Origin of the sequence: Nesterenkonia alkaliphila (assembly GCF_009758175.1) — a bacterium.
Classification (GTDB): domain Bacteria; phylum Actinomycetota; class Actinomycetes; order Actinomycetales; family Micrococcaceae; genus Nesterenkonia; species Nesterenkonia alkaliphila.
On the sequence record NZ_WRPM01000031.1, the window covers coordinates 1 to 11,907 of the forward strand.

Sequence of the window (11,907 nt, forward strand, 5' to 3'; positions counted from 1 at the left end):
ACCCGCCGAGCACGAGCGAAACTCACCGAAATGGCAAGCTAAATCAGAGACGGACCACTAGTGCACGTCGCCCGTTCTCAGTGACCCCGAGTCCAGCGCCCACTTCGGAAAACGACTGAGCCTGCTCGAACACCTTGACCCGCCAGCCTGCGCGCAACAGACTCGCCGCCGCCGTCAGCCCGGCAATCCCACCGCCTACGACGACGGCCTGGGACTCTGAGCTCAACCGCATGCGTTGAGGCTATCACCGCTGTAATCCCTTCGTTCAGCCTCCGTCTTCTCAAAGGACCTTCGGGCCGGAGGTGTTCGTCACATAGGGCTGAAGTCGGGACTCCACAGGGGAGCCCCGACCTCAGTGGTGCAACGGTTGTTGACTTATACCCGGTTGATCTCGCGGCGGTTGAAGCCGATCAGGCCAAGGATGATCCCGGCAGCGCCGATGGCGGTCAGCCATACCACCGGGGCCCAGGCGATATCTTCCACCGGGTAGTCGGAGAGGTGGCCGAAGATGTTCAGGTTCAGCACCGCCTCGGGCAGCTCCAGCAGCTGGCCGAAGGTGGACATCACGCCGCCGAAGCCCACGATCACCCATCCGACTGCGCCCGCGATCTTCGGGAGCCAACCGAACAGGGCGGTCACGATGCCGATCAGAGCCAGCACGGCAGGCGCCTGCATGAACCCGGCCAGCATCAGCTTGCCGAAGTACTGGCCGCCGTCCTCCTCCAGGGAGGCCATCGCGCCCAGCCCCATTCCGATGCCGACCAACACCAGGATCAGCAGCACACCGACTACCAGCACAGTCAGGTGTGCGCCCAGCCAGGTGGTGCGGCCCACCGGTGCCGACATGCCGTACTCCGCCCGGCCGCGGTTCTCCTCGCCGCGCAGCTGCTGGAGCCCGCTGACCCCGGCAGCCCCGATGAACACAGCCATGAACAGCGCCATATACGCCAGATAGCCCAGCATCATGTCTTCTCCGGCAAATATCTGCTGCATCTCCTCAGGGAGGTCCCCGGCGGCGTCGACCATAGTCTGTGCAAAGCTGCCGAACATCAGGCCGGTCAGCAGCAGGGCGATGCCCCAGCCGCGCAGCCCGCCCTTGAGCGTATGGGCAGCCAGCCCCAGCGGGGTGCCCAGGGATGGGCGCGCCGCGGCCCGTCCGAGCCGAGTGGGCAGCAGGCTGGCCCCGACATCGCGCTTAGTGGAGAGCCAATAGCCCAGCCACACCAGCACGACGGCGAACCCCACCGGCAGCAGCAGCGGCCACCAGCGGTCCTCCACATAGGGCGCAGTCTGCTGGGACCAGGCCAGTGGGGAGAACCAGGACAGAGCGCTGCCGCCCGGCTCCGCGGCGTCACCGCCCATGCGGATCAGGAAGGCCAGGCCGATCAGCCCGCCCGCCATCCCCGAGGCGCCGCGTGAGGACTCACTGAGCTGGGCGCTGACTGCGGCGGCGGCTGCAAAGAACAGTCCCACAGCCAGTCCGCCCAGTGCGACCAGGGTGGAGCCCTCCGCGGCGAAACCGCCAGCCTGGGCTGCGGCCCAGATGAGCAGGGCGGCAATGACATTGGCCAGCACCGTCAGTGCCAGAGTGGCCGTCAGGGTGGCGTGACGCCCCACGACATTGGCGCGGACCAGCTCGGCCCGGCCGGTCTGCTCCTCGACCCGGGTGTGGCGGACCACCGTGAAGACACTCATCAGTGCAATCAGGATGTAGAGGTAGAGGACATAACCTGAAGAGAAGAACCTCTCATGGGTCGGATCCTCCATGCCGAAGCCCGGCCCGGTCATCATCCGCCCGATCGGATCGGCGAACATCACAGTGAGCGAGCGCAGCTCCTCCGGGGTCTCCGCGATCAGTTGGATCGCGTTGGCGAAGTAGAAGGCCAGCACCCCGATGCCCAGCACCCAGGCCGTAGAGCGGATCCGGTCGCGCCGGAGCATGAACCTCAGCAGCGTGCCGGTGCCGGCGAATCTCGCCTGGCCTGCAGCGGGACTCGGCGCCTGACGCGCCTCAGCAGAAACAGTTGGAGTGCTCATCTAGGACACCTTCTTCGACGTTCCGTTGCTGACCCCGCGTGCGGAGAGATCATCCCCATAGTGACGCATCAGCAGCTGCTCCAGAGTCGGGGGATGGGCCACGATGGAGCGCACGCCCAGGCTGGCGAGGTCGCCCATGACCTCCTGGACATGATCGCCGTCCACCTCGAAAACAGCACGCTCGCCCTCGGTGCGGAAATCGTGGACGAAGCTCAGGCCGGCCATCGGCTGGGCTGAGCGTTCAGTCTCGACCTCAATAGTGGTGCGGGTCATATGCCGCAGCTCGGACAGGGTCCCGGACTCCACGATGTGCCCGGCCCTGATGATCGAGATCCGGTCGGATAGCGCTTCCACCTGGGCCAGGATATGGCTGGAGAGCAGCACCGAGCGGCCTTCGGCCTTGGCCTCGTGGATGACCTCCTGGAACACCGCCTCCATCAGGGGGTCCAGGCCGGCGGTGGGCTCATCGAGCAGCAGCAGGTCCACATCAGCGGCCAGCGCCGAGATCAGGGCGACCTTCTGCCGGTTACCCTTGGAATAGGTGCGTGTCTTCTTCCGCGGATCCAGGTCGAAACGTTCGATCAGCTCATCGCGGCGTTCCTTGTTATAGGAGCCGCGCAGCCGCAGGAACATATCGATGACCTCACCGCCGGTGAGGTTGGGCCACAGCTCCACATCACCGGGCACATAGGCCAGGCGCTTATGCAGGGTGACGGCGTCCTTCCAGGGGTCCCGTCCGAGTATCTGCACTGTGCCGGAGTCCGGGCGCAGCAGGCCCAGCAGCACCCGCATGGTGGTGGACTTCCCGGCCCCATTCGGGCCCAGGTAGCCATGGACTTCTCCGGGGACGATGTTCAGATTCAGATTGTCCAGGGCGCGGACCGGGCCGAACTCTTTGACCAGGCTCTCGGCGTAGATGACCGGGGTGCTTTCACTCATCGGCCGGTTCCTTTCTGCAAGGGTGCCCGAGGAGCAGAGCGCTCGATGCGGGCGTGAATTATGTGGGGGTGTGGTCTGGAGGAAAAGAGGGACGCTCTTGATCCACGGTGCCGAGCAGCTCGGCGTATGCCTCGCCGTTGATAACCGGTTGGGTGTAGAGCTCCATGATGGTCTCCAGATAGGTGGTGACATCCTCAGGCTGGCCGCGGGTGGGGTCGAAGCCGAAGTAGCGCTGCATTTGGTGAGCCATCATCAGAGAGCCGAACTGCTGCATGAGCATCAGAGCCACCCGGTTGCGCTGGTTGCGGCTGGGGTACACCAGTCCCATCTCAACTGCCTGGTCGGTGTACTCCACGGCGTCGTCGACGAGATGGTCGAACAGCTCGTCCATCTCCTCACCGCCGGCCAAAAACGCCCGTAGCAGGTATCGGAGCAGGTGCTGGCTGGCCTGCATTGCCTCGAACGCATAGTTTCTGGCCATACCGTCCAGCCCGGCCTGCAGGCCCTGAGCCTTGCGCTCCCGGAAGAGTTCAGCCACATGCCTATCGCAGGCTTTCCGCAGCCCCGCCTTGGACCCGTAGTGGTGGATCACCAGCGGTGCCGAGACTCCGGCCTGATCGGCAATATCCTTCAGCGTGACCGGGGTGAACCCGCGCTCGCCGAAGAGCTCCACCGCTGCATTGAGAATCCGGCAGGCAGCCGGTTCCGGCGGTGAGGTGTTCCCGGTGCCGGTGATGTTGTGCGTACTGGCGGCATCCAGCGGGTTGTGCCCCGCGTGGGCCCGCGTGGCACCGTACTGATAGGCCATCACCGTCACCTCCCTTCAGTCTGAACTGGCGGTGGCTGAACAGCCGTTCAGCCCTGCTGTTACTGACCGTAGCTGAACAGCCGTTCAGCCTACAAGAGGCTGAATGGGAAGGGTGTGTCATTCAGAGCTGGCGAGCCTGGGTCAGCCAGGCACGAGCCGGTCCAGAGCCTCCTGCATATGCAGCTCCACCGCCTCCACCAGCTCATCCGCGTCACCGGCAGCGATCGCCTCGGCAATCCGCCGGTGCTCAGCCACCTGGTCCTCCGGGTCCTGATAGGTCCCCTGCAGGGCGGTCAGGCACATTCGGGTCTCGGCCATCAGGGTCTTATGCATCCGCTGCAGCCGCGGGCTGCCGGCGGAATCCACCAGTACCTCGTGAAAGTGCAGATCAGCATCGGAGAGCTCGGCCAGTTCCCCGCGCTCAGCGGCGTCCTGCATCGCATCGTAGGCGGTCCGCAGCTTGGCCACGGCCTCGGCGGAATGCCCACGGATGATCATCCGCCCCGCCGCGGCCTCCACCGCAATCCTGGCAGCGTAGAGATCGCGGATGCCGGCGGCGTCGAGCTCTTTGACGAACAGGCCGCGATTGGGCTCAGCACGCACCAGCCCCTCTTGGACCAGCCGTTGGGTGGCCTCGCGCAGCGGGCCCCGGCTGACCCCGAACTGAGCAGCCAAGGCAGCTTCAGAGAGTTGGGCCCCCGGCGCGATTCGGCCATACATGATGGCCTCGCGAAGCTGCCGGGTGATCAGCCCAGCAGTGGACTCCCGGTTGACGCGCTGGAACGGCTCGGCGGCTGCCATGATTGCTCCGATCGGTGGATTGTTGACAATCGATCTTATCCACTTCTGGCCGCACTGTGCCGTATCCCGCTCAGCAGCCGGCCCAGTCCGGGCAGCTGCGGGCACTCAGCCCCGGCAATCCGCATGCCCTCCCAGACCGTGACCTGATTGGCGGTCAGCACCGGTTTGCCCAGTGCGGACTCAAACTCCTCCACCCAGCCCAGCGAGTGCATCGCGGTATCCGGCACCAACATGGCCTCTGCCTCTGGGACGTCTACCGCGCGCAGCATCGCGATGATCTCCTCAGCTCCCATCCGCCCGACCGCCTCAGCGGTGAAGACCCCATGGGCTGCGAAATTCACCACCTCCGATCCGCCCGCGCGCAGGAACTCCCGGAAGTGGCCAGCAAGTTCATCAGGGTACGACGCCGCCACCGCCAGTTTTCTGACACCGAGTGCCTCCACTGCCCGGGCAAAGGCCAGGGAGGTAGAGGAGGCAGGCAGGCCGGCCTCCTCAGCCAGCTTCCGGGCCTGCTCATGAGCGCCCTCCCAGCCGTAGACGAAACTGCCGGAGGTGCATGCCCACATCACCGAGTCCACCCGGTGCTGTGCCAGCATGCGCGCGGTGCCCTCGGCCAGCCGGTGGTGGGATCCGGTTTCCAGCAGGGCCTCAGGGGTGTGCTCATCCACTCCGATAGTGGTGATGGTGACCGGCAGCTGTACCGGTGGTGGGGCGTCGTCGTTCTTCAGCCGCTGTTCGAAGGCGGGGTAGTCATCCTCGGCAGCATGGCCGGGATAGAGGATGCCGACGGTGATGGTCATCTCAGGAAGCTCCTTATGCCGTGGGGGCCGGGACAGAGGTGGTCTCAGGGCTTCTCCGGCCGGTCTGCTGCAGGGCCGATCCTGGGCCGGCGTACTGGCCCCCGGCCTGGCGAAGTGCCGACCAGACTGTGGTCTGGTTGGCCGAGAGAACTGGTTTGCCCAGGTCCTGCTCCAGCTGGTCCAGGATCTCGTAAGTGGGCAGATTGGTGCAGGCCACCAGCACAGCCTCGGCCTCGGGGTGATCGGCGGCGCGCACCAGGTCATAGGTGACCTCCCAGGGCACAGTCCAGATCCGGCCGCTGCGCCCCAGGTTCGCCGTATGCACCAGCTGCATCCCGGCCTCGGCGAAGAACCGGCCGAACAGCGCGCCGATCGCCTCGTCATAGGGTGTCGCTGCCGCAATGCGGGTGACTCCCAGCAGCTGGGCGGCCTCCAGCAGCGCCCCCGAGGTGGTCACCGCAAAGGGCTGGGCGGCCAGCTCCGGGCTGGTGGAGTCATAGGCTCCGGCGGTGTCCACAGCGAAGCGGGCAGCGGCAGCGGCCTCCGCCCCGGCGGCTGCCATGGTCTCGGCCAGTCTGCGCTCCCCGGCCAGTCCGCGCACAAAACTGCCCGAGGTGCAGCCGTAGATATAGCCGGCCGGGCCGGTGGCGGAGGTGGCGCGCAGGGCATCAGCGATCTGATCCGGGCGGGATATCTCCCGGGCCTGCTCCACGGTGACCGCCATAGGCTGGAAGGGAGTCCGGGTGAACAGAAGATCCAGCTGCTCGAACCCGTACTCATCCTGGGAGAACTGCCGCAGCTCCCGGTCCAGGGCCATGTCATAGGGAACCACTGCGCCCACGGGGATTGCCAGAGGCGAGCGGTCTTCAGGAGTGTGCACAGTGTGTTTGGGTGTCATAAGGGACCCCTTTGGAGACGGCGATCAGGTGCCTTGCAGGATTGTTGACAATCTGCAGATGGAGTTTCTAATGTTACACCCATGTCTGAGCCTCTCCCGGTGCTTACGGTGTTGCGACCCGCCGATCCGGATACCCCGCACCACACACCTCCGGGACTCGAAGCACTGGAGGGGCGCGTTGAGATCCGCTTCACCTCTGCCGAGCAGCTCCCGGAGGACATCTCCGGGGCCGACGCCCTGTTCCTCTGGGACTTCTTCTCCGGTGCGCTGCAGGCCGCCTGGCCCCATGCTGACCGGCTGCAGTGGATCCACGTGGCCGCCGCCGGGGTGGACAAGCTGCTCTTCGAGGAGCTCAACACCTCCGATGTGGTGGTCACCAACGCACAGGGGATCTTCGACCGGCCGATCGCGGAATGGGTGCTCGGCGCGGTGCTCGCCGAGGCCAAGGACTTTGCCGGCAACTACCGCAACCAGTCCACCAAGACCTGGGATCGCCGCGAGACCAAGCGCGTGCAGGGCCGCAGCGCCCTGGTCATCGGACCTGGAGCCATTGGGCGGGAGATCGCCCGGCTGCTGAGCGCTGTGGGTATCGCGGTCACCGGGGCAGGCCGCACCCCGCGTACTGATGACCCCGACTTCGGCGTCGTCCTGCCTTCTGCTGAGCTGCCCGAGCATATCGGCGAGTTCGACATCATCGTCAACGCCGCTCCGCTGACCCCGGCCACCCGGAACCTGATCGGCCCGCAGACCCTGGCTGCGGTCAAGCCGGGAGCCCACTTTGTCAACATCGGCCGGGGTGCCTCCGTGGATGAGCCCGCCCTCATCGAGGCGCTCCAGAACGGGCCACTGGGCTTCGCCTCGCTGGATGTGTTCACCGAGGAGCCGCTGCCGGCGGACTCGCCGCTCTGGGAGCTGGATAACGTGATGATCGCCTCCCATATGTCCGGGGATGTGCACGGCTGGCGGGAAGCTCTGGCCGAGCTGTTCCTGGCCAACGCCGAACGCTGGCTGGCCGGAGAAGAGCTGATCAATGTGGTGGACAAGGCCGCCGGCTTCGTGCCGCGGAAGGAGAACAGATGACCCAGACCCCTGCCGACCTCGCCGAACTGACCGCCGCCGAACTGCTCGCCGGCTACGCAGCCGGGGAGTTCTCCCCGGTGGAGGCCACCGAGGCTGCCCTGGAGCGGATCGAGAAGCACGACGCCGCCCTCAACGCCTTTGTGCTGGTGGACCGTGAGTCCGCGCTGGCCTCCGCTGAGGCTTCGGCCGCGCGGTGGAAGGCGGGGGAGACCCTGGGTCCGGGCGACGGGGTGCCCACCTCCATCAAAGACATTTTCCTCACCAAGGACTGGCCCACCCTGCGCGGCACCAAGCTCATCGATGAGGCCGGCCCCTGGGATGCCGACGCGCCCTGTGTGGCCCGGCTGCGCGAGACCGGCGCGGTGCTGCTGGGCAAGACTGCCACCCCGGAGTTCGCCTGGAAGGGTGTGACTGACTGCCTGCGTTCGGGGGTCACCTCCAATCCCTGGGACACCAGCACCCACGCTGGGGGCTCCTCCGGCGGAGCGGCAGCGGCCGTGGGCGCTGGGATGGGCCCCTGGTCGGTGGGCACCGATGGCGGCGGATCAGTGCGCATCCCGGCGGCCTTCACCGGCACTGTGGCGATCAAGGCCACCTACGGCACCGTGCCGATGTATCCCTCCTCGCCGTTCGGCACCCTGGCCCACGCCGGTCCGATGACCCGCACCGTGAAGGACACCGCCCTGCTGCTGGACATCATCTCCGGCTTCGACTCCCGGGACTGGTCGGCGCTGCCGACGCCGCAGGGGTCCTTCACCGACGGGCTGGAGGACGGCATCGCCGGGCTGCGCATCGCTTACTCGCCCACGCTGGGCTTCGGTGAGAACGATCCCGAGGTTGAGCGCCTGGTCGGTGAGGCCGTCAAAGTGCTGGAGGAGGCCGGGGCCACCGTGGAGCAGGTGGACCCGCAGATCGCTGATCCGGCCGAGCCCTTCCACGTGCTGTGGTTCACCGGCGCCGCTAAGGTGCTGGAGGTCTTCGGCCCCGATGCGCTCGGTCAGATCGATCCCGGGCTGCGCGAGGGCATCGAGAAGTACCAGGATGCCACCGCCCTGGATTACCTCACCGCCACCGCCGTGCGGATGGACCTCGGTGTGATCATGGGGGCCTTCCACGAACAGTACGATCTGCTGGTGACTCCCACGATGCCGATCACATCCTTCGACTGCACGCGGCAGGCCCCTGCGGGGTGGAAGTCCGAGCTCTGGACCTCCTGGACGCCATATACCTACCCGTTCAACATGACCCAGCAGCCGGCCGCCTCAGTGCCCTGCGGGATCGCGGAGAACGGATTGCCCGTGGGCATCCAGTTTGTGGCCGCCAGAACCCAGGACCGGTTGGTGCTGCGCGCCGCCCACGCCTATGAGCAGGCCTCGGGAGCGCGGTTCTCCCGCCCGGTGGCCCCGTCCGCTGCCGGAACGGGGGACTGAGCGTGACCCGCTACATCACCATCACCCTGCAGAAGCGCGGAGTCACCGCAGTGGCCAAGCTGCTCGACGACGCCGCCCCACGCACCTGCGCCGCAGTCTGGGATGCCCTGCCCCAGTCCGGGCAGGTATACCACGGCAAGTACGCCCGCAATGAGATCTATAACCTGGTGCCGGCATTTGCCGCGACCGAACCCGGCAAGGAGAACACCACAGTGACCCCGATCCCGGGGGATGTGTGCTACTTCGCCTTCGACTCCGATGATCTGGGCAACCCCGCCTATGGCTACGAGGAGGCCGCCGATGTCCGGGCGCAGGATCCGGTGCAGCGTAAAGCCATTGTGGACCTCGCGGTGTTCTACGGGCGCAACAACCTGTTGATCAACGGTGATCAGGGCTGGATTCCCGGCAATGTCTTCGCCACCATCACTGAGGGCCTGGCGGAGCTGGCGGAGGCCTGCCAGTCCATCTGGATGGACGGCGCCCGGGGGGAGACCCTGAGCTTCGCGCGCCTCGAGGAGAACTGACCCAGGGCCGCCGCTAGGCTGGTTCGGTGATCTCCCTAGCCCTCGGCGCGGTGCTTCTGGCCCTGTACTGGTTCTTCCGCCGCCGTGATAGCCGCATGCTGCGCAACGGTGTGCTGCTGGTAGCAGGGGTGCTGCTGACCGTATTCGGACTGGTGGACCTGGCTTGGCTGGCCCTGAGTGAGGTCCCCCGCACCGAGGGTGGTCTCGGGTACACCACTCCGCTGGCCCTGACCCTGCTGGGCCTGTTCGTGCTGCTGCCCGTGGGCTATCTGGTCCTGGTGCTGTTCCTGCTGACCAACGGGCTGACCATGCTCCGCAGAGAGAGCCGCAGCCTGAGGAATCTGCTCTCGCTGATCGCTGGACTGGGGCTGCTGGCCGCGCCGATTGCCTGCGTATGGCTGTTGATCTCGGGCTCCGCGGCCGGGGTGGCGCTGGCGGTGCTGATCTTTTTCCTGACCGGCTACCTCTCTGCCTGCTTCCTGGTGGTTCTGGTCTACGCCTGGGTCTACGGGCGCTCTACCGCCAAAGTGGTGCCGCAGGCAGTGGTCATCCTGGGTGCCCAGGTCATCAACGGGTGGGTCCCGCCGTTGTTGCGCGCCCGCCTGGACCGGGCGATCGGGGTCTATCGCGACACCCTGGCAGCCGGCCATCCTGCCCCGCTGATGATCCCCTCCGGCGGTCAAGGTTCTGACGAATCCAGGCCCGAGGGTCAGGTGATGGCCGAATACCTGCTCCAGCGGGGCATCCCCGGGGAGCAGATTCTGGTGGAGGACCGGGCCACCACCACCGAGGAGAACCTCCGGTTCTCCGCCCAGATCCAGAACGACGCCGCCCGCCCGGGTCCCGCAGTCGCAGTCACTAACAACTACCACGCCCTGCGAGCCGCCCTGCTGGCCCGGCGGCTGAAGCTGGACATCGAGGCGGTGGGGGCCAAGACGGCCTTCTACTATGTGCCCAGCGCGTTTCTGCGCGAATTCGCCGCTGTGATGCTGGGCCACCGTGTTCTTCACGCGGTGCTGTTCGCACCCTTCCTGCTGCTGGTGGCCGCGATTTTCGGCATGTGGCTGATTCTCGACGGCTGATCAGGTGATGTGACTAGGGGGAGAGCGCCCGCGAGGCGGTGGTGACCCAGGCTTCCTCAAAGGTGCCGTTCAACACGCTGGCGAAGTCCTGATCCACCAGGGCTCTCACAGTGTGCGCCTCCATCAGCGCTGCCATGAGCACCACAGCCTGGTCTGTGCTGCCCGGCCTGGCGGCTCCCGCCGTCTCAGCGCGCTGCACCCAGGTGGCGAAGCGGCCTGGGACTGCCACCAGGACTGAGTGCCAGACCCTTTCGACAAGATCCGGGCGATGCTCCAGATCTCGAAGCACCAGCCGCAGTGTGTTCCGCTCCCGCCCCATGGACTCGCCGACTGCAGCAGCCACCAGGGGGAGTGCGCTCTCCAGATTATTCGGAAGCACGTCCAATACCTCATCCGTTTCAGCATCAAGACGGTCCAGATAGGCACTCACTACCGCCTCGAGCAGCTCGTCCTTGGAGGAGAAGTGCTTGTACAGCGCCCCGGAGCCTGGAGCTAGTCCCACCGCCCGCTGGATCTCCCCGGTGCTGGTGGCTTTGACACCACGTTCGGAGAACAGTTGGGCAGCGGCCGCGATGAGCTGATCGCGAGTAGAACCTTGTGCTGGAGTAGGCATGGTGAGAGACTACTCACTTACCAGGAGATTTTGAAGTGAGGGGAGCCCGTGTCGGTCCAGATTTTGCGCGTTGTGCTGATCGTTCTCAGCCTGATTCCGCTGGCAACCGGGCTCAACGGAATCGTTCAAGGCCCGCCCGGCCTGCCTGAACCCACTACCGCCACGGCAACTTTGGACAGTGAGTATCGATTCGTCAACGTCTTCTGGCTGGGCGCCGGGGGTGTGCTGTTCTGGTCGGCGTGGCAAGTGGTGGAGCGGGCTGCTGCTGCGCGGTTTGTGCTGGTGCTGGCGGCCCTGGGCGGGTTGGCCCGGCTCTGGTCAGTGGTGCAGACTGACTGGCCGCACCCGATCTTCATCGGCACTATCGTCCTGGAGCTGGTGGTGGTCCCGGCTGTGATCTGGTGGCACTGGAGGGTCACGCGGGGCGGGGCTCGCCGCCTCTCGCCGGTGGCACAGCTTCAGCAGCAGGGTTCTTGAGCGTCTTTGACGGTGCGGCTGGCCTGCAGCATGGAGCCCAGGCCGGAGTCAGCGCAAAGCTCAGAGCAGAGGCTCTCCAACGCGCCCGGAACGATGGAGTAGTAAGCCCAGGTGCCGCGCTTCTCGCGGGTAAGGAACCCGGCATCGGTCAGGATCCGCAGATGGTGCGAGACTGTCGGCTGGCCCAGGCCCAGCGGCTCGGTCATATCGCAGACACAGGCCTCAGCGTTCTCACCGGCGGCGATCAGCGAGAGCAGGGCGATTCGGTTGGGGTCCCCCAGCGCCTTGAATCGGGCAGCCAGGTCCGCTGCCCGCTCCGGATCGAGAGTGGAGGACGTTGGAGTTGTGCAGCACTCGGCTGCTGACTCGTGGATCAATGTGCTCATCGAGGCCCCCGCAGCTGGCTAGATTGACGTTT

General features: G+C 66.1%; 14 protein-coding genes. 5 read left to right on the forward strand and 9 right to left on the reverse strand.

Annotation, left to right across the window (positions count from 1 at the left end):
• Window positions 1-43 precede the first annotated feature (43 nt).
• The 7 genes from GNZ21_RS04490 to GNZ21_RS04520 all read right to left on the reverse strand — a co-directional run bounded on the left by GNZ21_RS04490 (window position 44) and on the right by GNZ21_RS04520 (window position 6,283).
• Entirely contained in the window at window positions 44-232 is a 189-nt protein-coding gene (locus GNZ21_RS04490) for an FAD-dependent oxidoreductase (RefSeq protein ID WP_157321744.1), read from the reverse strand.
• Window positions 233-375: 143 nt separating this feature from the next.
• A complete protein-coding gene (locus GNZ21_RS04495) occupies window positions 376-2,037 on the reverse strand; it encodes an ABC transporter permease (RefSeq protein ID WP_157321746.1) in 1,662 nt (553 codons plus the stop codon).
• Complete coding sequence (locus GNZ21_RS04500) at window positions 2,038-2,976, reverse strand: ABC transporter ATP-binding protein (protein ID WP_157321748.1); 939 nt, start codon at window positions 2,974-2,976, stop codon at window positions 2,038-2,040.
• A gap of 58 nt (window positions 2,977-3,034) precedes the next feature.
• Window positions 3,035-3,784 (reverse strand): TetR family transcriptional regulator, encoded by a 750-nt coding sequence (locus GNZ21_RS04505; protein ID WP_157321750.1) that lies wholly within the window; start codon window positions 3,782-3,784, stop codon window positions 3,035-3,037.
• Between the two features lie 141 nt (window positions 3,785-3,925).
• Window positions 3,926-4,585, reverse strand: a complete 660-nt coding sequence (locus GNZ21_RS04510) for a GntR family transcriptional regulator (RefSeq protein ID WP_157321754.1) — start codon at window positions 4,583-4,585, stop codon at window positions 3,926-3,928.
• A 35-nt stretch (window positions 4,586-4,620) separates the two neighbouring features.
• Window positions 4,621-5,385, reverse strand: coding sequence for a maleate cis-trans isomerase family protein (locus GNZ21_RS04515; protein ID WP_157321756.1), 765 nt, complete (start codon window positions 5,383-5,385; stop codon window positions 4,621-4,623).
• Between the two features lie 13 nt (window positions 5,386-5,398).
• Window positions 5,399-6,283, reverse strand: a complete 885-nt coding sequence (locus tag GNZ21_RS04520) for a maleate cis-trans isomerase family protein (protein ID WP_188503548.1) — start codon at window positions 6,281-6,283, stop codon at window positions 5,399-5,401.
• A gap of 81 nt (window positions 6,284-6,364) precedes the next feature.
• On the opposite strand from GNZ21_RS04520, the gene GNZ21_RS04525 reads away from it, so the two are divergent.
• Genes GNZ21_RS04525 through GNZ21_RS04540 form a run of 4 tightly spaced genes read left to right on the forward strand, consistent with a single transcriptional unit; the run spans window position 6,365 to window position 10,399 of the window.
• Entirely contained in the window at window positions 6,365-7,363 is a 999-nt protein-coding gene (locus GNZ21_RS04525) for a D-2-hydroxyacid dehydrogenase (protein ID WP_157321758.1), read from the forward strand.
• Entirely contained in the window at window positions 7,360-8,793 is a 1,434-nt protein-coding gene (locus tag GNZ21_RS04530; protein ID WP_157321760.1) for an amidase, read from the forward strand. Before GNZ21_RS04525 ends, GNZ21_RS04530 begins: the two co-directional genes overlap by 4 nt.
• 2 nt (window positions 8,794-8,795) lie before the next feature.
• A complete protein-coding gene (locus tag GNZ21_RS04535) occupies window positions 8,796-9,317 on the forward strand; it encodes a DUF3830 family protein (RefSeq protein WP_188503549.1) in 522 nt (173 codons plus the stop codon).
• Between the two features lie 26 nt (window positions 9,318-9,343).
• The gene (locus GNZ21_RS04540; RefSeq protein WP_229659435.1) at window positions 9,344-10,399 is read left to right on the forward strand and encodes a YdcF family protein; all 1,056 of its coding nucleotides are present in this window, start codon (window positions 9,344-9,346) and stop codon (window positions 10,397-10,399) included.
• A gap of 13 nt (window positions 10,400-10,412) precedes the next feature.
• Here GNZ21_RS04540 and GNZ21_RS04545 read toward each other — a convergent pair whose 3' ends face one another.
• The gene (locus tag GNZ21_RS04545; protein WP_157321763.1) at window positions 10,413-11,012 is read right to left on the reverse strand and encodes a TetR/AcrR family transcriptional regulator; all 600 of its coding nucleotides are present in this window, start codon (window positions 11,010-11,012) and stop codon (window positions 10,413-10,415) included.
• Between the two features lie 48 nt (window positions 11,013-11,060).
• On the opposite strand from GNZ21_RS04545, the gene GNZ21_RS04550 reads away from it, so the two are divergent.
• Window positions 11,061-11,489, forward strand: coding sequence for a DUF4345 domain-containing protein (locus tag GNZ21_RS04550; RefSeq protein WP_157321766.1), 429 nt, complete (start codon window positions 11,061-11,063; stop codon window positions 11,487-11,489).
• On the opposite strand, the gene GNZ21_RS04555 is transcribed toward GNZ21_RS04550, so the two are convergent.
• The gene (locus GNZ21_RS04555) at window positions 11,471-11,875 is read right to left on the reverse strand and encodes an ArsR/SmtB family transcription factor (protein WP_157321768.1); all 405 of its coding nucleotides are present in this window, start codon (window positions 11,873-11,875) and stop codon (window positions 11,471-11,473) included. The two genes, GNZ21_RS04550 and GNZ21_RS04555, sit on opposite strands and share 19 nt — an antisense overlap.
• Window positions 11,876-11,907 lie beyond the last annotated feature (32 nt).